This window comes from Bradyrhizobium barranii subsp. apii, assembly GCF_011516635.5.
Lineage (GTDB): Bacteria > Pseudomonadota > Alphaproteobacteria > Rhizobiales > Xanthobacteraceae > Bradyrhizobium > Bradyrhizobium barranii.
The window spans coordinates 6,193,080-6,218,584 of record NZ_CP096255.1; the positions used below are offsets into that span (position 1 = coordinate 6,193,080).

General features: G+C 64.0%; 23 protein-coding genes and 2 pseudogenes. 9 read left to right on the plus strand and 16 right to left on the minus strand.

Features of this window, described 5'->3' with window-relative positions:
• Nucleotides 1-130: 130 nt before the first annotated feature.
• From HAP41_RS29585 to HAP41_RS29600, 4 genes are all read right to left on the minus strand, one after another.
• Nucleotides 131-2,029, minus strand: a complete 1,899-nt coding sequence (locus HAP41_RS29585; RefSeq protein ID WP_166094449.1) for a potassium transporter Kup — start codon at nucleotides 2,027-2,029, stop codon at nucleotides 131-133.
• Between the two features lie 273 nt (nucleotides 2,030-2,302).
• The gene (locus HAP41_RS29590) at nucleotides 2,303-3,133 is read right to left on the minus strand and encodes an OmpA/MotB family protein (RefSeq protein ID WP_166094444.1); all 831 of its coding nucleotides are present in this window, start codon (nucleotides 3,131-3,133) and stop codon (nucleotides 2,303-2,305) included.
• Between the two features lie 24 nt (nucleotides 3,134-3,157).
• The gene (locus tag HAP41_RS29595; RefSeq protein WP_028146686.1) at nucleotides 3,158-3,931 is read right to left on the minus strand and encodes a motility protein A; all 774 of its coding nucleotides are present in this window, start codon (nucleotides 3,929-3,931) and stop codon (nucleotides 3,158-3,160) included.
• A 226-nt stretch (nucleotides 3,932-4,157) separates the two neighbouring features.
• Nucleotides 4,158-4,982: an SDR family NAD(P)-dependent oxidoreductase gene (locus tag HAP41_RS29600; RefSeq protein WP_166094418.1), complete on the minus strand. Its 825-nt coding sequence runs from the start codon at nucleotides 4,980-4,982 to the stop codon at nucleotides 4,158-4,160.
• A gap of 100 nt (nucleotides 4,983-5,082) precedes the next feature.
• Here HAP41_RS29600 and HAP41_RS29605 point away from each other — a divergent pair, with 100 nt between their 5' ends.
• Nucleotides 5,083-5,376, plus strand: coding sequence for a hypothetical protein (locus HAP41_RS29605; protein WP_166094405.1), 294 nt, complete (start codon nucleotides 5,083-5,085; stop codon nucleotides 5,374-5,376).
• A gap of 16 nt (nucleotides 5,377-5,392) precedes the next feature.
• Here the strand turns inward: HAP41_RS29605 and HAP41_RS29610 are convergent, their stop codons facing one another.
• The 4 genes from HAP41_RS29610 to HAP41_RS29625 form a co-directional block, all read right to left on the minus strand.
• Nucleotides 5,393-6,112: an RraA family protein gene (locus tag HAP41_RS29610; protein WP_166094401.1), complete on the minus strand. Its 720-nt coding sequence runs from the start codon at nucleotides 6,110-6,112 to the stop codon at nucleotides 5,393-5,395.
• Nucleotides 6,113-6,334: 222 nt separating this feature from the next.
• Nucleotides 6,335-7,219 (minus strand): CDP-alcohol phosphatidyltransferase family protein, encoded by an 885-nt coding sequence (locus HAP41_RS29615; RefSeq protein WP_166094396.1) that lies wholly within the window; start codon nucleotides 7,217-7,219, stop codon nucleotides 6,335-6,337.
• 86 nt (nucleotides 7,220-7,305) lie between these two features.
• Nucleotides 7,306-8,004: a phosphatidylserine decarboxylase gene (locus HAP41_RS29620; RefSeq protein ID WP_166094391.1), complete on the minus strand. Its 699-nt coding sequence runs from the start codon at nucleotides 8,002-8,004 to the stop codon at nucleotides 7,306-7,308.
• A gap of 86 nt (nucleotides 8,005-8,090) precedes the next feature.
• A complete protein-coding gene (locus HAP41_RS29625) occupies nucleotides 8,091-10,049 on the minus strand; it encodes an ABCB family ABC transporter ATP-binding protein/permease (protein ID WP_166094388.1) in 1,959 nt (652 codons plus the stop codon).
• A 201-nt stretch (nucleotides 10,050-10,250) separates the two neighbouring features.
• Between HAP41_RS29625 and HAP41_RS29630 the strand changes: the two genes are divergently transcribed.
• On the plus strand, nucleotides 10,251-10,856 hold the full coding sequence (locus tag HAP41_RS29630; RefSeq protein WP_071915130.1) for an LOG family protein: 606 nt from the start codon (nucleotides 10,251-10,253) through the stop codon (nucleotides 10,854-10,856).
• A 4-nt stretch (nucleotides 10,857-10,860) separates the two neighbouring features.
• Here HAP41_RS29630 and HAP41_RS29635 read toward each other — a convergent pair whose 3' ends face one another.
• From HAP41_RS29635 to cysS, 5 genes and pseudogenes are all read right to left on the minus strand, one after another.
• Nucleotides 10,861-11,238: a VOC family protein gene (locus tag HAP41_RS29635; protein WP_166094383.1), complete on the minus strand. Its 378-nt coding sequence runs from the start codon at nucleotides 11,236-11,238 to the stop codon at nucleotides 10,861-10,863.
• 142 nt (nucleotides 11,239-11,380) lie between these two features.
• Nucleotides 11,381-12,979 carry a citramalate synthase gene (gene cimA / locus HAP41_RS29640; protein WP_166094380.1) on the minus strand — a complete coding sequence of 533 codons (1,599 nt, stop codon included), beginning with the start codon at nucleotides 12,977-12,979 and terminating at the stop codon, nucleotides 11,381-11,383.
• On the minus strand, nucleotides 12,976-13,467 hold the full coding sequence (locus HAP41_RS29645; RefSeq protein WP_063986451.1) for a GNAT family N-acetyltransferase: 492 nt from the start codon (nucleotides 13,465-13,467) through the stop codon (nucleotides 12,976-12,978). The genes cimA and HAP41_RS29645 overlap by 4 nt, the downstream gene beginning before the upstream one ends.
• Nucleotides 13,468-13,582: 115 nt before the next feature.
• Nucleotides 13,583-13,744: pseudogene (locus HAP41_RS50400) on the minus strand (CysS/YqeB C-terminal domain-containing protein); the annotation flags it as partial.
• Nucleotides 13,745-13,990: 246 nt separating this feature from the next.
• Nucleotides 13,991-15,241, minus strand: a pseudogene (gene cysS, locus HAP41_RS29650) (cysteine--tRNA ligase); the annotation flags it as partial.
• Between the two features lie 289 nt (nucleotides 15,242-15,530).
• Here cysS and HAP41_RS29655 point away from each other — a divergent pair.
• Nucleotides 15,531-15,836 (plus strand): hypothetical protein, encoded by a 306-nt coding sequence (locus HAP41_RS29655; protein ID WP_166094360.1) that lies wholly within the window; start codon nucleotides 15,531-15,533, stop codon nucleotides 15,834-15,836.
• Between the two features lie 130 nt (nucleotides 15,837-15,966).
• On the plus strand, nucleotides 15,967-17,172 hold the full coding sequence (locus HAP41_RS29660; RefSeq protein WP_166094347.1) for a DUF2865 domain-containing protein: 1,206 nt from the start codon (nucleotides 15,967-15,969) through the stop codon (nucleotides 17,170-17,172).
• Nucleotides 17,173-17,226: 54 nt separating this feature from the next.
• Here the strand turns inward: HAP41_RS29660 and HAP41_RS29665 are convergent, their stop codons facing one another.
• Nucleotides 17,227-18,135 carry a DUF2189 domain-containing protein gene (locus HAP41_RS29665; RefSeq protein ID WP_166105719.1) on the minus strand — a complete coding sequence of 303 codons (909 nt, stop codon included), beginning with the start codon at nucleotides 18,133-18,135 and terminating at the stop codon, nucleotides 17,227-17,229.
• Between the two features lie 545 nt (nucleotides 18,136-18,680).
• Between HAP41_RS29665 and HAP41_RS29670 the strand changes: the two genes are divergently transcribed.
• The 5 genes from HAP41_RS29670 to HAP41_RS29690 all read left to right on the plus strand — a co-directional run bounded on the left by HAP41_RS29670 (nucleotide 18,681) and on the right by HAP41_RS29690 (nucleotide 23,211).
• Nucleotides 18,681-19,514: a cytochrome c oxidase subunit II gene (locus HAP41_RS29670; protein ID WP_071915136.1), complete on the plus strand. Its 834-nt coding sequence runs from the start codon at nucleotides 18,681-18,683 to the stop codon at nucleotides 19,512-19,514.
• Between the two features lie 78 nt (nucleotides 19,515-19,592).
• Complete coding sequence (locus HAP41_RS29675) at nucleotides 19,593-21,371, plus strand: cbb3-type cytochrome c oxidase subunit I (protein ID WP_166094331.1); 1,779 nt, start codon at nucleotides 19,593-19,595, stop codon at nucleotides 21,369-21,371.
• Complete coding sequence (locus HAP41_RS29680) at nucleotides 21,368-22,072, plus strand: cytochrome c oxidase subunit 3 (protein ID WP_166094326.1); 705 nt, start codon at nucleotides 21,368-21,370, stop codon at nucleotides 22,070-22,072. The genes HAP41_RS29675 and HAP41_RS29680 overlap by 4 nt, the downstream gene beginning before the upstream one ends.
• 14 nt (nucleotides 22,073-22,086) lie before the next feature.
• Nucleotides 22,087-22,809, plus strand: coding sequence for a heme-copper oxidase subunit III family protein (locus HAP41_RS29685; RefSeq protein WP_063983988.1), 723 nt, complete (start codon nucleotides 22,087-22,089; stop codon nucleotides 22,807-22,809).
• Between the two features lie 9 nt (nucleotides 22,810-22,818).
• Nucleotides 22,819-23,211: a cytochrome C oxidase subunit IV family protein gene (locus HAP41_RS29690; protein ID WP_063983989.1), complete on the plus strand. Its 393-nt coding sequence runs from the start codon at nucleotides 22,819-22,821 to the stop codon at nucleotides 23,209-23,211.
• 164 nt (nucleotides 23,212-23,375) lie between these two features.
• Here HAP41_RS29690 and HAP41_RS29695 read toward each other — a convergent pair whose 3' ends face one another.
• A complete protein-coding gene (locus tag HAP41_RS29695) occupies nucleotides 23,376-25,133 on the minus strand; it encodes an NAD+ synthase (protein ID WP_166094317.1) in 1,758 nt (585 codons plus the stop codon).
• A gap of 17 nt (nucleotides 25,134-25,150) precedes the next feature.
• Nucleotides 25,151-25,504 carry a diacylglycerol kinase gene (locus HAP41_RS29700; RefSeq protein WP_063983991.1) on the minus strand — a complete coding sequence of 118 codons (354 nt, stop codon included), beginning with the start codon at nucleotides 25,502-25,504 and terminating at the stop codon, nucleotides 25,151-25,153.
• Between the last annotated feature and the right edge of the window lies 1 nt (nucleotide 25,505).

Genomic DNA, 25,505 nt, shown 5'->3' on the forward strand with positions numbered 1-25,505 from the left:
AGTGGCCTCTAGAATGCTTCACTGCACAACGGCGGAAGAGCGCGCGGCTTATAGTCCTGCGCTGCCGGCATAGCCTAGCCCGATTTTGGGCCCTTGCCATGCGAAATTTGCATGACTTGGCCAATTGCGTTCAGATGGTGACTTGGGTGCCGACTTCAACCACCCGCCCGGTCGGAATCTGGAAATAGTCGGTGGCGTCGTTGGCGGACCGGCTCAGCGCGATGAAGAGGTGGTCCTGCCACAGCGGCATGCCCGACTGCGCCGAGGCCTTGAGCGACCTTCGCGACACGAAGAACGAGGTCGACATGATGTCGAACTGCCAGCCCTGCTTGCGGGCGATCGCCAGCGCTTTCGGGACGTTCGGCTGCTCCATGTAGCCGAAGCGCAGTTTGACCTTGGAGAACTTGTCGCTGATCTTCTCCATGCGGAACCGCTCGGACAGTTCGACCCGCGGCGTGTGCGCGGTCTCGATGGTCAGGACCACGTTGTGCTCGTGCAGCACCTTGTTGTGCTTGAGATTATGCAGCAGCGCGGTCGGCACGAAGGCGGGATCGCTGGTGAGGAACACCGCGGTGCCCTTGACGATGTGCGGCGGGCGTTTTTCGAGGCTGCGGATCAGGTCGTCGAGCGGCACCTCGATCCGGCGCGTCTTCTGGAGCAGTATCCCCGTCCCCTTGCGCCAGGTCCAGATGGTCCCGGCCATGACCGCGCCGAACAGCAGCGGCACCCAGGCGCCCTCGAGCAGCTTGAGCAGATTGGCGCTGAAGAAGCTGATGTCGACGACGACGAAGGGCACGATCACCGCCGCAGCCGTCGCGGCGCGCCAGTTCCACAGTTTCCAGATCACGACGAAGCCCATGACGCCGTCGGCGACCATGGTGGTGGAGACCGCGATGCCGTAGGCCGAAGCCAGATTGCTGGGGGTGTGGAACAACAGCACCAGCAGCATCACGCCGATCAGCAGCAGCCGGTTCACACGCGGCAGATAGATCTGGCCGGCATGGGTCTCGGAGGTGTAGCGCACCTCGAAGCGCGGCAGGAGGCCAAGCTGCACCGCCTGATAGACCAGCGAATAGGCGCCGGTGATCACGGCCTGGCTCGCGATCACGGTTGCCGCGGTCGCAAGTCCAACCAGCGGCAGCACCAGACTCTCGGGCACCATGCGATAGAACGAATGCTCGATCGCGCTGGGATCGGACAGCACCAGCGCGCCCTGCCCGAAATAGTTGATCAGGAGCGCGGGCAGCACGAAGAACATCCAGGCCGACTGGATCGGCTTGCGGCCGAAATGGCCGAGATCGGCGTAGAGCGCCTCGCCGCCCGTGACCGCCAGGAACACGGCGCCGAGCGTGACCAGACCGATCGTGCCGTGCGACAGCAGGAATTGCAGCGCGTAATAGGGATTGATGGCCGCCAGCACCGACGGATCGTCGGCGATGTGCACGGCACCCATCACCGCAAGAACGGTGAACCAGATCACCATCACCGGCCCGAAGGCCGAGGCCACCAGCGCCGTCCCTTTGCTCTGGACCGCGAACAGCAACACCAGGATGATGACGGTGAGCGGTACGACATAGTGGTCGAAGGCGGGGGTCACGAGCTTCAGACCCTCGACCGCCGACAGCACCGAGATGGCCGGCGTGATCATGGAATCGCCGATGAACATGGAGGCGCCGACCACGCCGAGCGCCATCAGAAACCAGCTTCGCCGTCCGAGCGCACGCTGGCCGAGTGCCATCAGCGAGAGCGTGCCGCCCTCCCCGTTATTGTCGGCGCGCAGCAGCAGCAGGACGTATTTGGCGGTGACGACGATAAAGAGCGCCCAGAGGATCAGCGAGAGCACGCCGAGCACCATGACCCGCGAGACCGGCTCGCCATGGGCCGCGCCCCTGACCGCCTCGTGGAATGCGTACAGCGGCGAGGTGCCGATATCGCCGAAGACAACGCCGATGCTTCCGAGCGTCAGGCCCCAGAAACCCGAGGTGACCGGCCCGTCCTGAGCGTCGGTCGATGTGATGCTCGCCGTCATGTGAGATGAGAAACGCTTCTTCCCGAGAATTGATCCGGCGCCTTTTGACCGTTCCGGCGCGCCTGTCAATCGGCACACCACCATAGCAGCCGCCGGGGCGGTTGCTGTGACGGCGCAGCAACGATCGTTGTTAGCGCGACGACATGCCTCAGGTAAGATGGTAGCGCAAGTGCCTAGAGCCGTCCGCTCCAAGGGAAGCGGAACGGGCCTCGACATTCTGGGGTTGACGCGTTTTCTTCACGCGAAACCGGCGGCCGCTTCGCGCGAAACGCTCTACGGCTTCAAATTCGGCGGCAGCGGCGGATCCTCGCGCATCAGCGTGATCGTCACCCGCCGGTTGGCCGCGAGCGAGGGATCTTCCGGAAACAGCGGCTGAGTGTCCGCCTTGCCGGCGACGGCGAAGATGTGAGACGGCGGCAGGCCCTCGCGTTCGAGGATCTGACGCACGGCATTGGCGCGATCGGCCGACAGGTCGAAGGCGCCATAGTCGCTGCGGGTCGGCACGAATCCGGCGGCGGTGTGGCCGGCGATGGAGACACGGAGCGGCGTTGCCTTCAGCGGGATCGCGAGCTTCTCGATCAGGCGGCGGGTGCGGTCATACGGCACCTTGGAGCCGTCGGCGAACATCGAGCGGCCATCCTGGTCGACGATCTCCAGGTTGAGCCCCTGCTTGGTCTCCTCGAACATGATGTGCTTGGACATCTCGGTCAGTTCCGGCATGTCCTGCAACGCTTGGCGCAGCGAGGCCGCGGCGAGCGCAAAGTTGCGGTCGACCTTGATCTTCGCGCCCGACGTGCGGTCGCGGTCCTCCTGATCCGGCGTCGGCGTGTTGGAGGCGTCCTCGGGCTGGATGTGGTCGACGTTCTTCAGCCGCGGGCGGGTCGGCAGGCCGTCGGACTCGACGATGCCGGCGTAGCGCGCTTCGCTCTGCACGCCGAATGCGTCGCGCATGGAGCCGGCGACGATCTTCAGCTTGTTGGCGTCCTGGGTCGAGAACGCCACGAGCATCACGAAGAAGCTCATCATCAGGCCCATCAGGTCGGCGAAGGTCACGAACCAGCCGTGACCGCCACCGTGAGCATCGCCGCGCTTCTTCTTGGCCATCTCTCGAGATCCCGGGCGGCGGCTTTACGCCGGCACCGGCTCGCCCTCGGCGTGACGATGCTTCTCCGGCAAATAGGCCAGCAGCATTTCGCGCACGAGCGTCGGGCTCTTGGAGTCACGGATCATCAGGATGCCGTCGATGATCAGCGTGCGGTTGGTTTCCTCGTCGAGCAGCTTGCCGTGCAGCTTGTCGGCGATCGGCAGACAGAACAGGTTCGCGACGAGCGCACCGTACAGGGTCGCGAGCAGCGCGGTCGCCATGAACGGACCGAGCTTGGAGGGATCGGTCATGTTGGCGAACATCTGCACCATGCCGATCAGGGTGCCGATCATGCCGAAGGCCGGGGCGCAGTCGCCGATGGCGCGGTAGATCTTGCTGCCTTCGTCGAGGTGCATGAGGAAGTTGTCGCGGTCGCGCTCGAGATTGTCGCGGATGAAGTCGAGGTCGTAGCCGTCGGCGACGTAGCGGATGCCCTTGGCCAGGAACGGCTCGTCGGTCTCGACCTTTTCGAGGCCGACCGGGCCCTGCTTGCGAGCGATCTCGGCGATGCGGGCGAGCTCGTCGACGAGGTCGTGCGCCGACAGGCGGCTCATGGTGAAAGCGAACTTGGCGCCGAGCGGAAGGCCGTGCAGGAGCGCGCTGAGCGGAAAGCGGATCATGGTGGCCGAGACCGAGCCGCCGAAGATGATGATCATGGCATGTTCGGAGATGAACATGTGGAGGTCGCCGCCCATGAAGATCATCGCCGTAATGACGATGATGCCCGCAATGAGCCCGACGCTCGTCATGATATCCATGGGACACTCCAACGCGAACGCAACAACGGCCGTCCTGGCCGCTGGCGCGGCCCAACCCCGAACCGCATCGGAAACCCTAGAGTGCCCCCCTTAAAGCCGCGTAAAGGTTAAGTTGAGCCGGGGCGCCAGACCGACGCAGCGCGCTGACAGGGCGCCGGCTTTGCCCGCGACCGACGGGAATCTCAACACTTCGCTAACCATGGTTGCGGGGCGCCAGGACGGCAGCTCAGGACGAAAGCCCGGTCAGTTCGAGGCTGAGTGCGCGCAGGAGCCTGCGTGCGCCGGCATCGTAGGCCTGCGGATTGGCGCGGGTCTCGTTCATGCCGTTGAAGAACAGTCCGCTCTTGCCGGCGACGTCGTCGCCTTCGACGAGGTGCAGGATCGCCGCACCGCCCTGCTCCACCGTCGAGATCGGCGTGATGCCGCCGGCGCGCACCATCGTGGTGTTCATGTAGGTCGCCGGATGCAGCGCGTTGACGGTGATGCCCATGCGCTTCAATTCCTCCGCGAAGTCGATGGTGAACATGATCTGCGCGAGCTTGCTCTGGGCGTAGGCGCGCGAGCCGCTGTAGCCCTTGCTGATCATGACGTCGTCGAAATCGATCGGATGCTGACCGAGAGAGGCAACATTGACGACACGCGAAGGTGCCGCGGACTTCAGCAGCGGCAGCAGCAAGTGCGCAAGCAGGAAGCCCGAGAGATAGTTCACCGCAAAGCGCAGTTCGTAGCCGTCCGGACTCTCCTGCCGTTGCGGTCCGTCGTTCTGCGAGCCGATGCCGGCGTTGCTGACGAACACATCGAGACGGTGGTGATCGCGGAGAACGGCCGCAGCGAGCTCTCGCGTGCCTGACATCGACGACAAGTCGGCCTGGTAGAATGTCGGCGCGGCGTGGCCGGCCTGCACGATCTGGTCGATCAGCGCTTTCGCGCGCACGGCATCGCGGCCGTGGATCAGGACCCTCGCACCTGCTTCGGCCAGCCGGCGCGCGACGTGACGGCCGACGCCGTCCGTCGAACCGGTGATCAGGACGGTTTTGCCAGTCATCTTCATTGTGCGTCCTCCGACTGCGGCCCTGCGCCACATCCGCGACGAGAGATCATGCAGTATTCTATCGCCGGGCGGCATGCTCCATTGCAGGAGCCGTTTTGCCATGTTGACGCTGTTCGGTCTTCTCACCGCGCTGCCGGCGGTGCTGGCGCTCCACCTGCTCGAGCCAGGGCTCGTCCTGCCGGCGTTCAGCGTCTTGCTGTTTGTCGAGGCGGGCTTTGCCGTGATCGCAGCGCGCTTGATTCACGTCCCTGATAATGCCGACGACATCACCCTCTGGGATCTCGCCGGCGGCTTCACCCTGATCGGATGCGCCGCCGCAGTCTTCGGCGAGCCGGATCAGGCCGCCCTGTTTCTGACGGAACAGGGCGGCCCACGGCCGGCAACGCGGCCGTAAGTCGTTCGGTCGCCCGTTAGTGAATCTCCGCCGAGCGCTTCAGCGCGGCCTTCAGCTTCTCCAGCGAGAAGTCGGGGCTGCGCGCGATCTCCAGGATCGGCGTCTCGCGGCGGCCACAGAGTTCGGCAGCCTCGGGAAGCTTTGCGGCGATGTCGAGCGGGATCACGATCGCGCCGTGCTGGTCGGCGTGGATCAGGTCGTCGGATTTCACGGTCATGCCGGCAACGCGGACCTCGCCACCGAAGCTTTCCGCATGCACCCAGGCATGCGACGGGCCGATCGAGCCGGCCAGCGCCTGGAAGCCAGGGGCCCATTGCGGGATGTCGCGGATCGAGCCGTCGGTGATGACACCGAGGCAACCGAGCGCCTTGTGCACGTTGCTCTGCACCTCGCCCCAGAACGCGCCGTAGCCGACGTCGGGACCGTCGATGTCCTGGATCACCGAGATACGCGGACCGTGGCCGGTGCCGACATATTCGTAATATTCGATGCGGCGCTTGGACTGCTCTTCGGCCGGCAGCGAGGACTTCAGCACCGAGCGGATCGCAACCGTGCGGGCATAACCGACGATCGGCGGCAGGTCGGGAAATGGGCAGACCAGTTGCTTGGTGGTGTAGCCGATCAACCGGCGCTCGGGCGCCACGATCTCCATGGCATTGCAGATCGTCGGCGTGTCATAGCGGCCCAGCGCTTCGAGGACGGCAGCGGGCAGCAGCCCGGTCGCGGTATCAGTCACGGCGTTCTCTCCCAGATTGGCGGCCGCTGTTGGCGCGGTGCCGCCGGCACAGGGCGATATAGCCGAGATCGGGCTTCAACCCAACTCGGCCGCCTTCATGGCAGATATCCGCGAAAACCGCTCAGTGCATGATCCGGAAAAGTGCGCAGCGGTTTTCCGAAAAGATCATGCTCAAACAACGACCTAAAGCGCGATGACGATTCAGCCAAATCTCATCGCGCTTTAGTGCAGCCGTCCGGGCCGGTCGTCGTCGTCGTGTGGCGGCTCCGACAAATTGGCCAGCGTCGGCGCCGAAGGCGGCGACGGGACCTCGCCTCCCGACGGCGCGGTGGCCGCCATCGCGCGCGCCTGGTCGCGATAGGATTTGTAGCCGAGCGGCAGACCGAGCAGATACAGCACCGTGCCGATCGACAGCACGTGCCAGGGATAGGCGATCAGGATAGCGATGAACACGATCACCGCGACGAACGCCGGCAGCACCAGCTCGGGCGGCACGCGCATGCGCTTGGTCTTGCCGGAGAATACCGGCAGGCGCGACACCATCAGGAAGGCGATCAAGAGCGTATAGGCCGCCGTCACCGCCGCGGGCAGCCGGCCGAGATCGAGAAACGCGACGTAGATCGGCAGCAGCACGGTGATCGCGCCGGCCGGCGCCGGCACGCCGGTGAAGAAATTGGCGGCGAAGGCCGGCTTGTTCGGATCGTCCATGGTGGCGTTGAAGCGCGCGAGCCTCAAGCCTCCGGAGATCGCGAACACCATGGCGGCGATCCAGCCGGCATTGCCGAGCTCGTGCAACTGCCAGAAGTACAGCATCAGGCCGGGCGCGACGCCGAAATTGACGAAGTCGGCGAGGCTGTCGAGCTCGGCGCCGAACTTGGACTGGCCCTTGATCATGCGCGCGACGCGACCATCGATGCCGTCGAGCGCGGCCGCGAACACGATGGCGTAGACCGCGAGCGTCATCCGCCCCTCGATCGACAGCCGGATCGAGGTCAGGCCGGCGCAGATCGCCAGCAGCGTGATGACGTTGGGCACCAGCATCCGCACCGGAATCGGGCGGAACCGCCGGCGGCGGACGTCGGGATCCTTGAAGTCGTAGGGCGTCATGGCTCGTCCTTATCTCAATGCGAGATATAGCAAGCCCTGTTCCCCTCCGCCATTGCGGCGGAAGGCCCCTTTGGACCGACTATTGGTTAATTGGCGCGGTAGGCGCGGCTTGGGTCGTCCCCGGCAAGATCGGCCAAAATCGTCTCCCCGGCGATCGCCGTCTGCCCTTCCGACACCAGCGCCTTGGTACCCAGGGGCAAATAGACGTCGAGGCGCGAGCCGAAGCGGATCAGGCCAAACCGCTCGCCCGCCCCGATCGCCTGCCCTTCCCTGACGAAGCAGACGATGCGCTTGGCGACGAGCCCCGCGATCTGGACCACGCCGATCCGCGCCGTCGGCGTCGTGATCACGAGCGAGTTGCGCTCATTGTCCTCGCTCGCCTTGTCGAGCTCGGCGTTGATGAACAGGCCGGGCCGGTAGGCGATGCGGTCCACCCTGCCCGCGATCGGGCTGCGGTTCACATGGCAGTTGAACACGCTCATGAACACCGAGATGCGCGGCAGCGGCCGGTCGCCGAGCCCGAGCTCGGCCGGCGGCAGCGCCATGGTGATCATCGAGACGCGGCCGTCGGCCGGCGACACCACGAGCCCCTCGCGCACCGGCGTCACGCGCACGGGGTCGCGGAAAAACAGCGCGCACCACACGGTCAGGATCGTGCCGATCCACCCGAGCGGCGACCACAGCCAGAACAGGATCAGGCTTGCCAGCGCAAAGCCGCCAATGAAGGGATAGCCCTCCTTGTGGATCGGCGGGATCTGACGCTGGATCGAATCGAGGATGGACATCGCTATCTGCCGCCTGGAAGTTGATGGCGCCGGGTCGTCCCCGCGCGGTGGAGTTGTTTAGGCCAGAGTTGGGACCCGAGACAAGGTCACTCCGCGGCCGCTGACGTCGCGAGGGCGTCGTCGACCGGCGGCGGCTCCCGGTTGGGCGCCTCGCTGGAATCCGCCATCTTGGCCAGTTTCTCGCGTGCCGCCTCGGCCTCGCGCTGCCTGTTCCACATGCTGGCATAGAGGCCGCCCTGCACGAGCAGCTTGGCGTGGGTGCCCCGCTCGGCGATGCGGCCCTGGTCCAGCACGATGATCTCGTCGGCGCCGACGATGGTGGAAAGCCGGTGCGCGATCACCAGCGAGGTGCGGTTCTTCGCCACGCGGTCGAGCGCGCCCTGGATCTCGTGCTCGGTGTGGGTATCGAGCGCCGAGGTCGCCTCGTCCAGCACCAGGATCGGCGGCGCCTTGAGCACGGTGCGCGCGATGGCGACGCGCTGCTTCTCGCCGCCCGAGAGCTTCAGGCCGCGCTCGCCGACCTGGGTCTCGTAACCCATCGGCGCCATGCGGATGAAATGATCGATCTGCGCCAGCCGCGCCGCCTCTTCGACCTCGGCATCATCAGCATCCCAGCGGCCGTAGCGGATGTTGTAGCGGATGGTATCGTTGAACAGCACCGTATCCTGCGGCACCATTCCGATCGAGGCGCGCAGTGAATCCTGCGTGACCTCGCGGATGTCCTGGCCGTCGATCAGGATCTTGCCGCCGGACACGTCATAGAGGCGGAACAGAAGCCGCGAGATGGTCGACTTGCCCGCCCCGGACGGGCCGACGATCGCGACCGTCTTGCCGGCCGGCACCTCGAAGCTGATGCCTTTGAGAATCGGCCGCGTCGGCTCATAGGCAAATCGCACGTCATCGAAACGCAGATTGCCGGCCGAGATCACCAGCGGCTGCGCATCGGGCGCATCCTTGATCTCGGCCTCGCGGCCGAGCACGCCAAACATCTTCTCGATGTCGATGATGGCCTGCTTGATCTCGCGATAGACCATGCCCATGAAATTCAGCGGCTGGTAGAGCTGGATCATCATGGCATTGACCAGCACGAAATCGCCGACCGTGTTGGTGCCGTTGCGCACGCCGATCGCGCACATCAGCATGGTCGCGGTCAGCCCGAACGTGAAGATCACGGCCTGGCCGGTGTTGAGCACCGCGAGCGACGTATAGGCCTGGACGCTCGACTCCTCGTAGCGCGCGACCGAGCGGTCGTAGCGCTGCGCCTCGCGCGCCTCGGCGCTGAAATATTTCACCGTCTCGTAGTTGAGCAGCGAGTCGATCGCCTTGGTGTTCGCCTCGGTGTCGGAATCGTTCATCTTGCGGCGGATCCCGATCCGCCACTCGGTCGCGATGTAGGTGTAGTACATGTAGACCGCGACCGTGATCAGCGTCGCCACCACGTAGCGCCAGTCGAACTGCCACAGCAGCACCGCCAGCAGCAGCGTGACCTCGACGATGGTCGGGATCAGCTGCAGGATCACCATGCGCACGATGACCTCGATACCCTCGCGGCCGCGCTCGAGCACGCGGGTCAGGCCGCCGGTCTTGCGCTCGAGGTGAAAGCGCAGCGACAGCTCGTGCATGTGGATGAAGGTGATGGTGGCGAGCTTGCGCACCGCATGCATGGCGACGCGAGCGAAGATGCCGTCGCGCCATTGCGTCAGCACCGCCATCAGGATGCGCGTCACGCCATAGCTTGCGGTCAGCAGCAATGGCGAGGCGATCACCCAGAGGTGCCAGTTGTCGGGCTGCACCGGTGCGGTGTTGGCGCCGGTCAGCGCATCCGTCGCCCATTTGAAGCTGAACGGCACGGTCAGCGTGATCAGCTTGGCGGCGAGCAGCAGCACCATCGACCAGACCACCCGCATCTTCAGGTCGAAACGGTCGCCCGGCCAGATATAGGGCCACAGATGCGCCAGCGTGCCCATCAGCGTGGCTCGCTCCAGCGCTCCCCCTGCGGGAGGATCGGGAACGTCTGCGCCGTCGAACGATTGAGGTTGGTCCATCAAGAAGCCTGAAAGCCCGCCGGGTGCGGGCAGCGTTACGATTTGCGGTTTTCGCCCGTCATATAGAGCCTTCCCGATGCCAGCGCACCCCGCCAGATGGCGAATCTTTGATTGTTTGTCGCCATTTACCGGTAGATTTCCGGGTGATCCGAATCACCGATTGGGCTTGACGCCCCTGCGCTGCAATGCATCATGGCACCAATGAGCACGATCAAAACTGTCTGCGTCTATTGCGGCTCCGGCCCAGGAACCAATCCCAGCTTCACCGAAGGCGCCAAGGCGTTCGGCAAGGCTCTCGCCGAGAACAACGTCCGCCTGGTCTATGGCGGCGGCTCGCTCGGCCTGATGGGCTCGGTCGCGACCTCCGTGCTCGATCACGGCGGCACCGTCACCGGCATCATTCCTGAATTCCTCCGGAAGCGCGAGAACGCGCTGACCCGCGTGCAGGAGATGATCGTCACCCCCGACATGCACGAGCGCAAGCGGCTGATGTTCGAGCGCTCCGACGCCTTCGTGGCTCTGCCGGGCGGCGTTGGCACGCTCGAAGAGCTGGTGGAGCAGCTGACCTGGAAACAGCTCGGCCGTCACGCCAAGCCGGTGCTGCTAGCCAACATCGACAATTTCTGGGAGCCGCTGTTCTCGCTGCTGTCGCACATGCGCCAGACCGAGTTCATCCGCGCCGGCCTTTCGGTCGACATCCTCAAGGCCGATCGCGTCGAGGATATTCTGCCGAAGCTGAAAGCGGCAGCGGCACAGATCGCCGAATCTGAAACGCAGCTCGCCCCGGAAGTGGCGCGCAAGCTCTAGCGCCTTACTCCGCCGGAAACGTCACCGCCTCGATCCGGTTGCCATCGGGATCGGTCACGAAGGCCACGTAGTAGCGCACGCGGTCATGCGGACGGATGCCCGGCGCGCCGTCGGACGCACCGCCGGCGGACAGCGCCGCGGCGTGAAACGCATCGACCTCGGCCGTCGTCTTCGCCCGCAGGCAGATGTGCACGCCGCTCTCCGCTGCCACGCGCGGCATCCCCTCGCGTAAGTTGATCCAGAACTCGGGATAGGTCTTGCCGAAGCCGACCGTCCGCGGCCGCACGACGAGGCGCGCGAGCCCGAGGGCCGCGAGCGTGGTCTCGTAGAATTTTGCAGAGCGATCGAGATCGGTGACGCCGACGGAGATGTGGTCGATCATATGCCGTGCTCCCTCCCCTCGTCATTGCGAGCGAAGCGAAGCAATCCAGAGCCCCTCCGCGGAACGATTCTGGATTGCTTCGTCGCTTCGCTCCTCGCAATGACGGCGTTTGTGGCCGCGCCGTCCCTTACATTGCCGTCCCCTACGCCGGCGCCCCCGACTTCACCAGCTTGTAGATCACCGAATCCATCAGCGCCTGGAACGAGGCGTCGATGATGTTCGGGGACACGCCGACCGTGGTCCAGCGATCGCCGTTCTCGTCCTCGCTCTCGATCAGCACGCGCGTGACCGCGCCGGTGCCGCCGTTGAGGATACGGACGCGGTAGTCGATCAGCGTCAGGCCCTCGATGTACTTCTGGTACTTGCCGAGATCCTTGCGCAGCGCGACGTCGAGCGCGTTGACGGGACCGTTGCCTTCCGCGGCCGAGATCAAACGCTCGCCGGCGACGTCGACCTTGACCACGGCAAGCGCGACGGTGACGCGCTCACCGTGCGAATTGTAGCGCTGCTCGACGTTGACGTCGAACTGCTCGACCTCGAAATAATGCGGCACCTTGCCGAGCGTGCGCCGCGCCAAGAGGTCGAACGAGGCGTTGGCGGATTCATAGGCGTAGCCCGCCGCCTCGCGCTCCTTCAATTCCTCGACCAGCCGCGTCAGCTTGGGATCGCTCTTCTCGTAGGCAATGCCGGCCCGGTCCAGCTCCGCGATGACGTTGGAGCGTCCGGCCTGGTCTGACACCAGCACCTTGCGATGATTGCCGACCAATTCCGGCAGCACATGCTCATACGTCTGCGGGTCCTTCAGCACGGCGGAAGCATGAATGCCGGTCTTGGTGACGAAGGCGCTCTCGCCGACATAGGCCGCATGCCGGTTCGGCACGCGGTTGAGCATGTCGTCGAGGGTGCGCGAGACCTTGACGAGAGTTGCGAGCTTTTCGGGCGTGACGCCGATCTCGAAGGCGTCGGAAAACTCCTTCTTGAGCTTCAGCGTCGGGATCAGCGAGCACAGATTGGCGTTGCCGCAGCGCTCGCCGAGACCATTCAGCGTGCCCTGGATCTGCCGCGCGCCGGCCCGCACCGCGGCCAGCGAATTGGCCACGGCCTGCTCGGTGTCGTTATGGGCGTGGATGCCGACATGGTCGCCCGGGATGTGTTTCGTCACCTCGGTGACGATGGCCTCGATCTCGTTCGGCATGGTGCCGCCATTAGTGTCGCACAGCACCACCCAGCGCGCGCCGGCCTCATGGGCGGCCTTGGCGCAGGCGAGCGCGAAGGTTGAATCCTCCTTGTAGCCGTCGAAGAAGTGCTCGCAGTCGAGCATGACCTCGCGGCCCGCTGCCTTCGCCGCCGCGACGCTGTCGCGGATCGACGCCAGATTTTCTTCCTTCGTCGTCTCCAGCGCGACGCGCACCTGATAGGCCGAGGACTTCGCCACGAAGCAGATCGCGTCGGCCTTCGCTTCGAGCAGCCCGGCCACGCCGGGATCGTTGGAGACCGAGCGCCCTGCCCGGCGCGTCATGCCGAAGGCCGTGAAACGCGCATGCTTGAGCTTGGGCTTGGTGCCGAAGAACTCGGTGTCGGTCGGATTGGCGCCGGGATAGCCGCCCTCGACATAGTCGATGCCGAGATCGTCGAGCATCGCCGCGATGACCTGCTTGTCGGTCAGGGTGAAATCGACGCCGTTGGTCTGCGCCCCGTCGCGCAGCGTGGTGTCGAACAGATAGAGACGCTCCTTGCTCATTGCGCAGCTCCGAGCGTCTTCTTCATCGTGGTGTTGGCGAGCCACTCGTCGTTGATGGTGATGCTGTTGCGCTGCATGGCGACATAGCCGCGCTTGGCGAAGAAGTTTTGCGCGGTGTCGCTGGCATCGACCGACAGGCTGGTCGCGCCACGGCCGCCGGCGAGCTTTTCCAGCGCGTCCACCAGCATGGTCGCGATGCCCTGACCGGTCACGGCGGGATGCACATAGAGCATATGGATGTGATCGGCCCCGCGCAGCGAGGCGAAGCCGACGGGCGAGCCCTCCAGCGTCGCGACCAGCGTCAGGTCGGCCGCGAGCCGCTTGCCGAACTCTTCGGTTTCCGCCGCTTCCATCCAGGCCTGCTGCTGCGCCTCGTTGTAGTCTTCGCCGGTCAGCTCCTCGATGCTTGCCGTGAAGATCGCGGCGAGAACCGGCACGTCATCAGGCAGGAACGGCCGCAAGCCGGGTTTTGGCAAAGTCTGTCCCATCGTCTTCACCACATCCCATAGAGTTTCAGCGCCAGCGCCACGGCGGCCGCGAGCAGCAGGATCTTCAGCGCGATGTAATAGAGCCAGTGCCGTGGGAAAGGCGTGTCGGGCCGCTTCATCGCGCGACCTCCCAGGTCGTCGTGGGCCTTCCCTCGGCATCCTTGCCGTCCTTCAATACGACGCCCATCGCCGCAAGCTCGTCGCGGATACGGTCAGATTCCTGGAAATCCTTTCGCGTTCGCGCTGCCGCGCGATCTGCAATTAAGGACTCTATCTTGGATTCAATCGACCCATCATCTCCTCGAGAGGTAATAGAAAGAACACCATTTTCGAGGCTGACGTTTACTCCCCAACTCTCTATCTTTTTACGCAACTCAGATACTGTATCGGATTGGCCATTAGATTGTGCCACCCTGATGCGCTCGGCAATTGAGCCATCATCGCGTTGCATCATGATCTGACCGACACTGATGTCGGTGATCGGTCCGGCCAAACTAAAATACTGGATAGACCTTTCATCCATAATGCCCAGAAACTCCAAACTGGCTAATAGGCTCTTAGCGGAGTTAACGTCTGTACGCGCTTCCCTTGCGAGAGCTCGAAGGCGAGTAATTGCGAGTGAAGTATTGAGGTCGTCCGCGAGCGCAGCGATAACATCTTCATCCACCGATGGTGTGATGCCTTGGGCCTTCTCCGCGGCCAACTGAGCAGCAACGATTGGGTTGCCTGCAGCAACGCTGAATGAGAACAGCTCCTCTCTAGCGTGCTTGAGCTTTTCGAGTGTCCAGTCAATAGGCTGACGATAGTGCGTTTGCATCATCGCGAAACGCAGCACAGCGCCATGCCAGGGACGACCACCGAAAGAGTCTGTCGCGAGCAGCTCGTGGATGGTGACGAAGTTGCCGAGCGACTTCGACATCTTCTCACTCTCGACCTGGAGGAAGCCGTTATGCATCCAGTAGTTCGCCATGCGCTGCTGGTGGAAGGCGCAGCAGGTCTGCGCGACCTCGTTCTCGTGATGCGGAAACACGAGGTCGATACCGCCGCCATGGATGTCGAAATATTCGCCGAGATGCTTCCAGGCCATGGCCGAGCACTCGATGTGCCAGCCCGGACGGCCGTCTGCCTTGATGCCGGCCGGCGACGGCCATGACGGCTCACCCGGCTTGGACGGCTTCCACAGCACGAAGTCGGTGTTGTCCTTCTTGTAGGGCGCGACATCGACGCGAGCGCCGGCGATCATCTCGTCCAGCGAGCGATTGGACAGCGCGCCATAGCGCGGCAACCCGGAATTGGCCGCATTCATCGCCTGCGGCGAGAACAGCACATGGTCCTCGGCAGCATAGGCAAAGCCGCCCTTGATGAGCCTTTCGATGATCTCGCGCATCTCGCCGATATGCTCGGTCGCGCGCGGCTCGACGCTCGGCCGGAGTGCACCAAGCGCATCGACGTCGGCGTGAAACTGCTTGCCGGTCTGTTCAGTGACTTTCCGGATGGCCTCGTTCAGCGGGAGCCCCGGAAAATCGCGCGCGGCGCGGTCGTTGATCTTGTCGTCGACGTCGGTGATGTTGCGGACATACGTCACGTGCGCCTCGCCATAGAGATGGCGCAGCAGCCGAAACAGCACGTCGAACACGATCACCGGCCGCGCATTGCCGATATGGGCGAAGTCGTAGACGGTCGGTCCGCAGACATACATGCGGACGTTCTTCGCATCGAGCGGCACGAAGGTGCGCTTATCCCGGCTCAGCGTATCGTAAAGGCGCAATTCCATATGGATACCCGTCGGCTGTTGGCCGGGCGTCCGAGGCTCTCAATGTTTTTGAGAAAAGACGGCTCCAGCCAGCGAATCGCTAGCTCGTAATCTCGCGGCAAATGCCACAAATGGCGAGGAGACCGTTCATGCGGGAACATATGGGCCACGAGGCGCCCCCGCGTCAAGAGAGCCGCGAAAACGCCGTTTTATCTCCGCAAAGCGCGGCCGTCCCGCCTTGATGGTTCATCATCCTTAACCTTTTGAGTTTACTTGGAACCCGGCGGTTCCCTATAGCCCCGGTGCACCCATGCGATCCCTGCTCGCGCTCGTCTCTTGTGCCTCCATCGTCGCGGCATCCAGCGCGTTCGCCGAGACCCGCGTCTTCATCATCGCCAACCAGGCGGACGGCTACGGTGTCGACCAGTGCCTCGCCAAGGGTGAGAAATGCGGCGCACAGGTCGCGCGCACCTATTGCCAGTCACGCGATTTTGCCCAGGCCTCGGCCTACCGCCGGGTCGATCCCGACGAAATTACCGGCTCTGTCCCCAAAACTGGCGCAAACTGCTCCCATGGCCATTGCGACGAATATGTCGCAATCACCTGCCAGCGCTGAATTCCCTCGGAGCTGGCGGACCTTAGGACCAGTTTTCGGCCCCTGAAACGACGTGACGATGCCGCAGGAAGCGGCTATTGGAGGGCGCGCGTCGGCCCCCAAAATCACGCTGGGCCGTGACCTCGCTAGAATGGCGGATATGCCTGAATTTTTGTCTCTCTCCCGTGCTCGCTCCATCCTTGCCTGCACCGTGCTTCTGAGCACGGTCGTGCTCGCCAACGGTGCTTTCGCGCAAGCCGGCCCGCCCGGCCCGCCGCCTCAGCCCGGCCAGAACGGGCTTGGACCAAATCCGATGTGCGTGCGGCTGGAAGGCCAGCTCGCCGGGCTCGATCGTGGCGGCGGCGGTGGCGGTGGCGACCCCGCGCGGGAAGACCAGATCCGCCGCTACCAGGATTCCCAGGCCAAGCAGCAGGCCGAGCTCGACCGCGTCACCATGCAGGCCAAGCGCATGGGCTGCGATTCCTCCGGCTTCTTCTCGCTGTTCAACGGCCAGTCGGCGCAATGCGGCCCGGTCAACACCCAGATCCAGCAGATGCGCGCCAATCTGGACCAGATCACCGGCAATCTCGAACGCCTGCGCGGCGGCGGCCCCGGCGGCTTCAGCCCAGAGCGCGACAACCAGCGCCGCTCGGTGCTGGCGGCGCTGGCGCAGAACAATTGCGGCCCGCAATATGCCAACGCCGCGCAATCGCAAGGCGGCGGCAACTTCCTGAACAATCTGTTCGGCGGCGGCGGCAACAACCCCAACAATCCGCAAGGCGTGCCGCCCTCCGATCTCGGACCGCAATCCGGCACCTACCGCACCGTGTGCGTGCGCACCTGCGATGGCGCCTATTTCCCGGTCTCGTTTGCCACCGTGCCGGCGCGCTTCCCCGACGACGAGAAGACCTGCAAGGCGCTGTGCCCGGCCGCGGAAGCCGTGCTCTACACCCATCGCAATCCCGGCGAGGACATGAACTCCGCGGTCTCCACCAGCGGCCAGCCCTACACGGCGCTGCCGACCGCGTTCAAATTCCGCAGCGAGTTCAACCCGTCCTGCTCCTGCAAGGCCGCAGGCCAGACCTGGGCCGACGCGCTGAAATCCGCAGACGACAAGGCGGCGGCCGAGCAGCAAGGTGACATCATCGTCACCGAGGAGAGCGCCAAGAAGATGCAGCAGCAGCGGCTCAACAAGGGCACGCCTGCGACTGCCAAGAAGGGCGCGGCTCCCGCGCCGACGACGGCCAGCGCACCGGCTGCGGCAGCGCCTGCGGATACCGGCACGGCCCCCCCGTCGTCGGAGAACAAGCCGATCCGCTCGGTCGGTCCGACGTTCCTGCCGCAGCAGCAGAGGTAGGCTCTAACCCGTCATGCCCCGCGAAGGCGGCCGCCAGGTGCGGCCGTTTCGCTGTTACTGCTTACCCTCGCGGCTCCACGGGAAGAGATTGGCCGGAAAGTCCGCTGCGTAGCGCTTTCCCTTCGGGGGCGGCGGCGGCTCGTCCGGTGGATTCGGATTCGGCTCGACCACCCGCCGATAGAGGTGCCAGGTGGCATGACCGAGCACCGGCAGGACGACAGCGAGACCGACGAAGAACGGCAGCGAGCCGATCACGAGCAGCGCCGCGACGATGAGGCCCCATCCGGCCATCGCAACCGGATTCGCGGCCACCGCTCGGAGCGACGTGCGGATCGCGTCGATCGCAGTCGCATGCCGGTCGAGCATCAACGGAAACGACACGACGCTGACGCACAAGGCCACAACCGCAAACAGGAAGCCACAACCGCAACCGACGATGATGAGCGACCAGCCTTCCGGTGTCGTCAGCACCCGCGTTGCGAAGTCGGGAATGCTTGCGGCCGCCGCGTGACCGAAGATCGTGACATAGATTGCGTTCGCGACACCGATCCAGGCCCCGAACAGGACCAGCAGGAGCACGCCGAGCTCGACCATGGCGCCGAACGACGGTGCGCGCAGCACCTTGATCGCATCCCATGCATCGACCTCCTCGCCGCGCTCGCGACGCCGGCTGAGTTCATAGAGACCGATCGCGGCAAAAGGGCCGATCAAGGCAAAGCCGGCAGCCAGCGGAAACAGGAGCGGCAGCACCGAATAGCCGAGAACCATCCTGAACAGGACGAGACCGAGAACGGGATAAATCACGCACACGACGATCGCGTGGCTCGGCATCGCCTGGAAATCCTCCCAACCCAGGCGTAGGGCCTCGGTCAGGTCGGACAAGCTGATCTTGCGAATGGGGTAGGAGGCCGCTTCGCCGAACAGGTGCCGCTTTATGATGTTGTCGGGATAAAGAGTGGCCATGGACACACCCTCCTCTGCTGAAAGTCGCGGCGGCAAACGGCGCGCTTTCCGGCCGCGCGTATCCGCCCTTATGTGCGGGAGACGCGATCGAGCCGAGTACGGCAGTTCCAGGCTCAACGAGGAAGGAGCTTAGCCGGACGAAACCCGTCGCGACCTGCGCCCCGAGCTTAGCGCGCGCGATCTGGAATGACCAGCGCTCCCGGCGGGGTGAATTGTGCGTCGCTTATTTTGTGCGATGCATCACATCGAGAATGCGACTGACACTCGCCAGCTTGCACGGCAACATGGATCGCCCACGCCGCCTAAGCGTGTTGACATGCTATTGACGCCGGGTTCGCGGGGGATCATTTTAAAAGTCTGGACGCCCCCAGCGGTCGCGGTGTTCCTCTTGAATATCGCGACCGGTTGAATGGGCGAGGCAAGAGGCGCGGTGATGGCGCATATGTCAGCATAGATGTCCGCGTAGAGAAAGTCCGCCATCGCGACAGACGTGAGCTCCGCCCTGGATTCGTATCCGTAGCCTTCGATGGCAAGGATGGATCAGGATGGCTGTCGCACTGATACTGCTTCTGGTCGCGATCGGCTCGGTGCTGTTTCACCTCTACAGCCCGTGGTGGTGGACGCCGATCGCCACGAACTGGGCCTATATCGACCACACCATCAGCATCACGTTCTGGATCACGGGCTTCGTTTTCGTCGCGGTCATCGCCTTCATGGCCTATTGCGTCTTTCGCTTTCACCACAAAGAGGGAAGACGGGCTGACTATAATCCGGAAAACAAAAAGCTCGAATGGTGGCTGAGCGTCGGGACCGGCGTCGGAGTCGCGGCCATGCTGGCGCCTGGCCTCGTGGTCTGGCACCAGTTCGTGACGGTGCCTGCGGATGCCACCGAGGTCGAGGTCATGGGCCAGCAATGGCAATGGAGCTTCCGCCTTCCGGGCAAGGATGGGCGGTTGGGCACATCCGATGTCCGCAACATCGCTTCCGACAATCCGATGGGACTCAATCGTGACGACCCGCACGCGCAAGACGACGTCGTAATCGAGAACGGCGACCTGCACCTTCAAATGGGAAAGCCGGTCAAGGTTCTCCTCCGCTCGGTTGATGTCCTGCACGATTTCTACGTGCCCGAATTCCGCGCCAAGATGGACATGGTCCCTGGCATGGTGACCTACTTCTGGATAACGCCGATCCGAACCGGAACGTTCGATGTTCTATGTGCGGAGCTTTGTGGCGCGGCTCATTATCAGATGCGGGCCAAGGTCATCGTCGACGAAGAGCGTGAATATCACGCCTGGCTTGAGCAACAAAAGACGTTTGCCGAATTGTCGCCGGCAAGAGCTGTCGTGAAGGCGACGTACCAATCCGGTGGCAAGTAGCAGGCTGCCGCTGCGAAGATGGATCGGGTGCACGAGGCCGACGCCTCACCCCCGATGGAAACGACCGAGGAGGTTTCTATGGTCGATATTCCATATGAAGGGATCGCAGGCATCCCGCCTGCCGAAGTACCTGAAGTCGAGCTCTATCATCCAAGGAGCTGGTGGACACGGTATGTCTTCTCGCAGGACGCCAAGGTGATCGCCATTCAGTATTCGCTGACGGCCTCGGCCATCGGGCTGGTGGCCCTGGTGCTGTCGTGGCTGATGCGACTGCAACTGGGATTCCCTGGCACCTTCTCTTTCATCGATGCCAACCAGTACCTCCAGTTCATCACCATGCACGGCATGATCATGGTGATCTATCTGCTCACCGCATTGTTCCTGGGCGGCTTCGGCAACTACCTGATCCCGCTGATGGTCGGCGCCCGGGACATGGTCTTCCCCTATGTGAACATGCTGAGCTACTGGGTCTACCTGCTCGCAGTCCTGGTGCTGGCCTCGACATTCTTCGTGCCCGGCGGCCCCACCGGCGCCGGCTGGACGCTATACCCACCACAAGCCATCCTCTCCGGAACGCCCGGGCAGGATTGGGGCATCATTCTCATGATGTCGTCCCTGATCCTGTTCATCATCGGCTTCACCATGGGCGGGCTGAATTACGTGGTCACGGTGCTGCAGGCGCGCACCCGCGGCATGACGTTGATGCGCCTGCCCCTGACGGTGTGGGGCATTTTCACGGCGACCGTCATGGCGTTGCTGGCATTCCCTGCACTCTTCGTTGCCTCGGTCATGCTGCTGCTCGACCGTCTCCTGGGAACCAGCTTCTTCATGCCCTCCCTCGTCGAAATGGGCACGCTTTCGAAATATGGCGGCGGCAGCCCGCTGCTCTTCCAGCACCTGTTCTGGTTCTTCGGCCACCCCGAGGTCTACATCGTCGCCCTGCCCGCCTTCGGCATCGTCTCCGATCTGATCAGCACGCATGCGCGCAAGAACATCTTCGGCTATCGCATGATGGTCTGGGCCATCGTGGGGATTGGTGCGCTCAGCTTCGTCGTGTGGGCGCACCACATGTATGTGAGCGGCATGTTCCCGCAATTCGGGTACTTCTTCGCCACCACGACGCTCATCATCGCGATCCCCACCGCGATCAAGGTCTACAACTGGGTGCTGACCCTGTGGCGCGGCGACATTCATCTCAGGGTGCCGATGCTGTTCGCCCTCGGCTTCATCATCACCTTCGTGAATGGCGGCCTCACCGGCCTCTTCCTCGGCAACGTCGTCGTGGACGTGCCCCTCTCGGACACCATGTTCGTGGTCGCGCATTTCCACATGGTGATGGGCGTGGCACCGATCATGGTCGTGCTCGGCGCGATCTATCATTGGTACCCCAAGGTCACGGGACGGATGCTGAACGACCTCCTCGGCAAGTTTCACTTCTGGGTCACCTTCCTCGGCGCCTACCTGATCTTCTTCCCCATGCACTATCTTGGACTGCTCGGGGTTCCGCGCCGGTATTTCGAACTCGGCGACACGGCGTTCATCCCGTCCTCGGCCCATACACTGAACGCCTTCATCTCCGTGGTGGCCTTGACCGTCGGCTTCAGCCAGATGGTGTTCCTGTTCAACCTTGCCTGGAGCCTGTTCAAGGGCGAGGCCTCGGGCGGCAATCCGTGGCGGGCGACGACGCTGGAGTGGCAGACGCCGGAGACGCCTCCAGGGCACGGCAACTGGGGCAAGGAGCTCCCGGTCGTGTACCGCTGGGCCTATGACTACAGTGTGCCCGGCGCCGCGGAGGACTTCATTCCGCAGAACCAGCCACCACGCGCGACGCAGCTCGTTCAGGGAGCTGCTTCGTGAGCGCCATCATCCTGTTCCTGGCTGTGCTTGCGGTGATCGCCGGATGGTGGCTGTCGCAGCAGCGGCTGATGGCCAAGCCCTGGCTGGAGGAAGGCTCGATCGGTGACTTCCCCGGCGGCGATAGCATGACCTGGCCGGCAGCGAAGGTCGGACTTGGCGTGTTTCTCGCTGTCGCGAGCACACTGTTCGTCCTCTTCATCAGCGCCTACTCGATGCGCATGAGCGTGGTGGACTGGCGGCCGCTGCCGGTCCCGCGGCTGCTGTGGGTCAACACGGGCGTCCTGGTCCTGAGCAGTGTCGCGCTGCAATGGTCGTACGTGGCTGCTGGGCGACACGATACCGAGAGCGTCAAGATCGGTCTGCTCGCCGGCGGAGCATCTGCCGTGATCTTCCTCGCCGGACAGCTCCTGGCCTGGCAACGGCTCGGGGCTGCCGGATATTTCATGGCGTCCAATCCAGCCAATTCCTTCTTCTACCTGTTGACTGCGGTGCACGGGCTGCATCTGACGGGCGGCCTGGTGGCCCTCGGGCGAACCTCGGCCAAGGTGTGGCGCGGCACCGAGATCGCCGACATGCGCTTGAGCGTGGAGCTGTGCGCCATCTACTGGCACTTCCTGCTGTTGGTCTGGCTTGTCCTGCTCGGGCTTCTCACGGGCTGGACCGACGATTTCGTCAACATATGCCGTCAATTGCTGAGCTAGGGAGGCGAGACCAGATGGCTGAAACCGTGCTGACACATTCGGGCCAATCGCCTGCGCGGCTTGAAGGCTGGCGCGGTATCGCCGCCGACTGGGCGTCCGATCAGCGCGCCTTCAAGAACGTGTCCTGGGGCAAGGCCATGATGTGGATCTTCCTCCTCAGCGACACCTTCATCTTCAGTTGCTTCCTGCTCTCCTACATGACGGCGCGCATGTCCACGACCGTGCCGTGGCCGAATCCCAGCGAAGTCTTCGCCCTCAATATCGGGGGCCACCACATCCCGCTGATCCTGATCGCCATCATGACCTTCGTCCTGATCAGCAGCAGCGGCACGATGGCGATGGCCGTCAATTTCGGCTACCGCCGGGATCGCGTGAGAACCGCAATCCTGATGCTGGTCACGGCGGCCTTCGGCGCAACCTTCGTCGGAATGCAGGCGTTCGAATGGACCAAGCTGATCATGGAGGGCGTTCGACCCTGGGGCAATCCATGGGGCGCGGCGCAGTTTGGCTCAAGCTTTTTCATGATCACGGGTTTCCACGGCACCCACGTGACGATCGGCGTGATCTTCCTGATCGCGATCGCGCGAAAGGTCTGGCGGGGCGACTTCGACGTCGAGAGGCGCGGCTTCTTCACAAGCCGCAAGGGCTATTACGAGATCGTCGAGATCATGGGCCTGTACTGGCACTTCGTCGATCTCGTGTGGGTGTTCATCTTTGCATTGTTCTATCTTTGGTGAGGTCGGCGCATGACAAACGCGGCGGTACACATGGAAGGCCAGCTCCACGCTCCGGCGCACGGCGCAGTCGCAACAGCAGCCGTGCACGCCAAGGGGCAACAGCACCCGATCAAGCTCTACCTCGTGGTCTGGGGCTGGCTGTTCGTCCTCAGCACGTGCTCCTACCTCGTCGACTACTTTGGCCTACACGGCTACCTCAGGTGGTCGCTGATCCTGCTGTTCATGGTGTTGAAGGCCGGCCTGATCGTCGCCGTCTTCATGCACATGGCCTGGGAGCGGCTGGCCCTCACCTATGCCATCCTGCTGCCGCCGATCGCGGTAATGGTGTTTGTGACCATCATGGTGCTCGAATCCGAATACACCCACTTGCTTCGGGTGATGTTTTTCGCAGTCCCGTCGTAGCAGCAAGCTGATTTCGCACTGTCATGCCCCGCGAAGGCGGGGCATCCAGTAACCCGTGTCAGCAGTCGGTTCCTACAATGCCCGCCACGGAGTACTGGATCATCCGCCTTCGCGGATGATGACAGCGGTGGGGCGCCATCGCCTGATCCGCCGCGCGGCTCGCATCAGCCCTCGAAGGCGTCGATCGACGCCTTGCTGCCGCGCGAGATCAGCGTCTGGTCCGCCGCAGGCGACGGCTCGCCCTTGTCGCGAAAGCGGTTGGTGATGGGATAGCGGCGGTCGCGGCCGAAATTCCTGGCCGTCACCTTCACGCCCGGTGCGGCCTGGCGGCGCTTGTATTCGGCGACGTTGAGCAGATGATCGATGCGGGTGACCGTCTCGCGGTCGAAGCCGGCGGCGATGATCTTGTCGAGCGGCTCCTCGCGCTCGATCAAACGCTCCAGGATGGCGTCGAGCACGTCATAAGGCGGCAGCGAGTCCTGGTCGGTCTGGTTCTCGCGCAGCTCCGCCGTCGGCGGGCGCGTGATGATATCGGGAGGAATGACCTCGCCCGCGGGCCCTAGCGCGCCGTCGGGCTTCCAGTGGTTGCGCAGCGCGGCCAGCCGAAACACCTGCGTCTTGTAGATATCCTTGATCGGATTGAAGCCGCCGTTCATGTCGCCATAGAGCGTGGCGTAGCCGACCGACATTTCCGACTTGTTGCCGGTCGTCACCACCATCAGCCCGGTTTTGTTGGAGATCGCCATCAGCAGCGTGCCGCGGGTGCGGGCCTGCAGGTTTTCCTCGGTGATATCGGGCGGCAGATTCTTGAAGATGCCGGACAGGATGGTCTCGAAGCCGGTCACGGCTTCAGCGATCGGCAGCACCTCGTAGCGGATTCCGAGATGCCCGGCGAGTTCGCCCGCGTCCGCGATCGAGCTCGCCGCGGTGTAGCGATAAGGCAGCATCACGCCATGCACCTGGTCGGCACCGAGCGCATCGACCGCGATCGCCGCGCAGAGAGCGGAGTCGATGCCGCCGGAAATGCCGAGCAGAACGCCGGGAAATCCGTTCTTGGCGACGTAGTCGCGCAAGCCCAGCACGCAGGCCGCGTAGTCGGCGTGGTCGCCCTCCGGCTGCGCGGCGATCGGTCCGGCGCAGCGCCAGTCGTCGCCGTTCCTGGTGAAGCGCAGTGTGGTAACGCTCTCTTCGAACGCCGGCAATTGCGCCGCGAGCGAGAGATCGCCGTTGAGCGCGAAGGAACCGCCGTCGAACACCAGCTCGTCCTGGCCGCAAACCTGGTTGAGATAGACCAGCGGCAGGCCGCTCTCGGTAACGCGCGCCACGGCGACCGAGAGGCGTACGTCGCTCTTGTCGCGGGCATAGGGCGAGCCGTTCGGCACCAGGATGATCTCGGCGCCGGTCTCGGCCAGCGTCTCGACCACGTTCTCGTAATCCTCGGACTCCTCCAGCCAGATGTCCTCGCAGATCGGCACGCCGATGCGCACGCCGCGCACGGTCACGGGACCTGCGGCAGGTCCGCGCGAAAACAGCCGCTTCTCGTCGAACACACCGTAATTCGGCAGATTGCACTTGAAGCGCAAGGCGGCGATTTTTCCGCCATCGAGCAGCGCGCAGGCATTATGGAGCCTGCCGTCCTCGATCCAGGGCGTGCCGACCAGCACCGCCGGGCCGCCATCCGCAGTCTCGCGCGCGAGCGCCTCGATCGCGGCGCGGCAGGTGTCCTGGAACGCCGGCTTCTGTACCAGATCTTCCGGCGGGTAGCCGGCGATGAACAATTCCGGAAACAGCACGAGATCGGCGCCGTCGGACCTGGCTTGCGCGCGCGCCGCACGCACCTTCGCGGCATTGCCCTCGATGTCGCCCATGGTCGGATTGAGTTGGGCGAGCGTGACCGCGAATACGTTGAGACGTTCGGTCATGGCCGCCGCACTCCGCTTCAGAGGAACCCCAATCGCTCGATGATGGCGATGATCCAGAACGCGCCGGCCATCAGCAGCGCAACGCCGACCGCGGCCGAGCCCATGTCCTTGACCCGGCCGATCTGCTTGTCGTGATCCATGGTCAGGCGATCGGCAAGCTTCTCGATCGCGGTGTTGAGCAGCTCGACCGTCAGCACGAACGCAACCGAACAGACCAGCTCGACCGCCCGCAGCGCCGTCGCGGCGACGAACCACGCCAGCGGCACCGACAGGATGAGCGCAAAAATCTCCTCGCGAACGGCCTGCTCCGACCGGAACGCGAAGGCCAGACCGTTACGTGAATTGATCGTCGCCTTCCAGATCCGCAGCAAG

Coding starts and splice junctions, on each gene's coding strand:
- HAP41_RS29585 (WP_166094449.1), bottom strand. CDS start 2,029: ATGACGGCGAGCATCACATCGACCGACGCTCAGGACGGGCCGGTCACC.
- HAP41_RS29590 (WP_166094444.1), bottom strand. CDS start 3,133: ATGGCCAAGAAGAAGCGCGGCGATGCTCACGGTGGCGGTCACGGCTGG.
- HAP41_RS29595 (WP_028146686.1), bottom strand. CDS start 3,931: ATGGATATCATGACGAGCGTCGGGCTCATTGCGGGCATCATCGTCATT.
- HAP41_RS29600 (WP_166094418.1), bottom strand. CDS start 4,982: ATGAAGATGACTGGCAAAACCGTCCTGATCACCGGTTCGACGGACGGC.
- HAP41_RS29605 (WP_166094405.1), top strand. CDS start 5,083: ATGTTGACGCTGTTCGGTCTTCTCACCGCGCTGCCGGCGGTGCTGGCG.
- HAP41_RS29615 (WP_166094396.1), bottom strand. CDS start 7,219: ATGACGCCCTACGACTTCAAGGATCCCGACGTCCGCCGCCGGCGGTTC.
- HAP41_RS29620 (WP_166094391.1), bottom strand. CDS start 8,004: ATGTCCATCCTCGATTCGATCCAGCGTCAGATCCCGCCGATCCACAAG.
- HAP41_RS29625 (WP_166094388.1), bottom strand. CDS start 10,049: ATGGACCAACCTCAATCGTTCGACGGCGCAGACGTTCCCGATCCTCCC.
- HAP41_RS29630 (WP_071915130.1), top strand. CDS start 10,251: ATGAGCACGATCAAAACTGTCTGCGTCTATTGCGGCTCCGGCCCAGGA.
- HAP41_RS29635 (WP_166094383.1), bottom strand. CDS start 11,238: ATGATCGACCACATCTCCGTCGGCGTCACCGATCTCGATCGCTCTGCA.
- cimA (WP_166094380.1), bottom strand. CDS start 12,979: ATGAGCAAGGAGCGTCTCTATCTGTTCGACACCACGCTGCGCGACGGG.
- HAP41_RS29645 (WP_063986451.1), bottom strand. CDS start 13,467: ATGGGACAGACTTTGCCAAAACCCGGCTTGCGGCCGTTCCTGCCTGAT.
- HAP41_RS29655 (WP_166094360.1), top strand. CDS start 15,531: ATGCGATCCCTGCTCGCGCTCGTCTCTTGTGCCTCCATCGTCGCGGCA.
- HAP41_RS29660 (WP_166094347.1), top strand. CDS start 15,967: ATGGCGGATATGCCTGAATTTTTGTCTCTCTCCCGTGCTCGCTCCATC.
- HAP41_RS29665 (WP_166105719.1), bottom strand. CDS start 18,135: ATGGCCACTCTTTATCCCGACAACATCATAAAGCGGCACCTGTTCGGC.
- HAP41_RS29670 (WP_071915136.1), top strand. CDS start 18,681: ATGGCTGTCGCACTGATACTGCTTCTGGTCGCGATCGGCTCGGTGCTG.
- HAP41_RS29675 (WP_166094331.1), top strand. CDS start 19,593: ATGGTCGATATTCCATATGAAGGGATCGCAGGCATCCCGCCTGCCGAA.
- HAP41_RS29685 (WP_063983988.1), top strand. CDS start 22,087: ATGGCTGAAACCGTGCTGACACATTCGGGCCAATCGCCTGCGCGGCTT.
- HAP41_RS29690 (WP_063983989.1), top strand. CDS start 22,819: ATGACAAACGCGGCGGTACACATGGAAGGCCAGCTCCACGCTCCGGCG.
- HAP41_RS29695 (WP_166094317.1), bottom strand. CDS start 25,133: ATGACCGAACGTCTCAACGTATTCGCGGTCACGCTCGCCCAACTCAAT.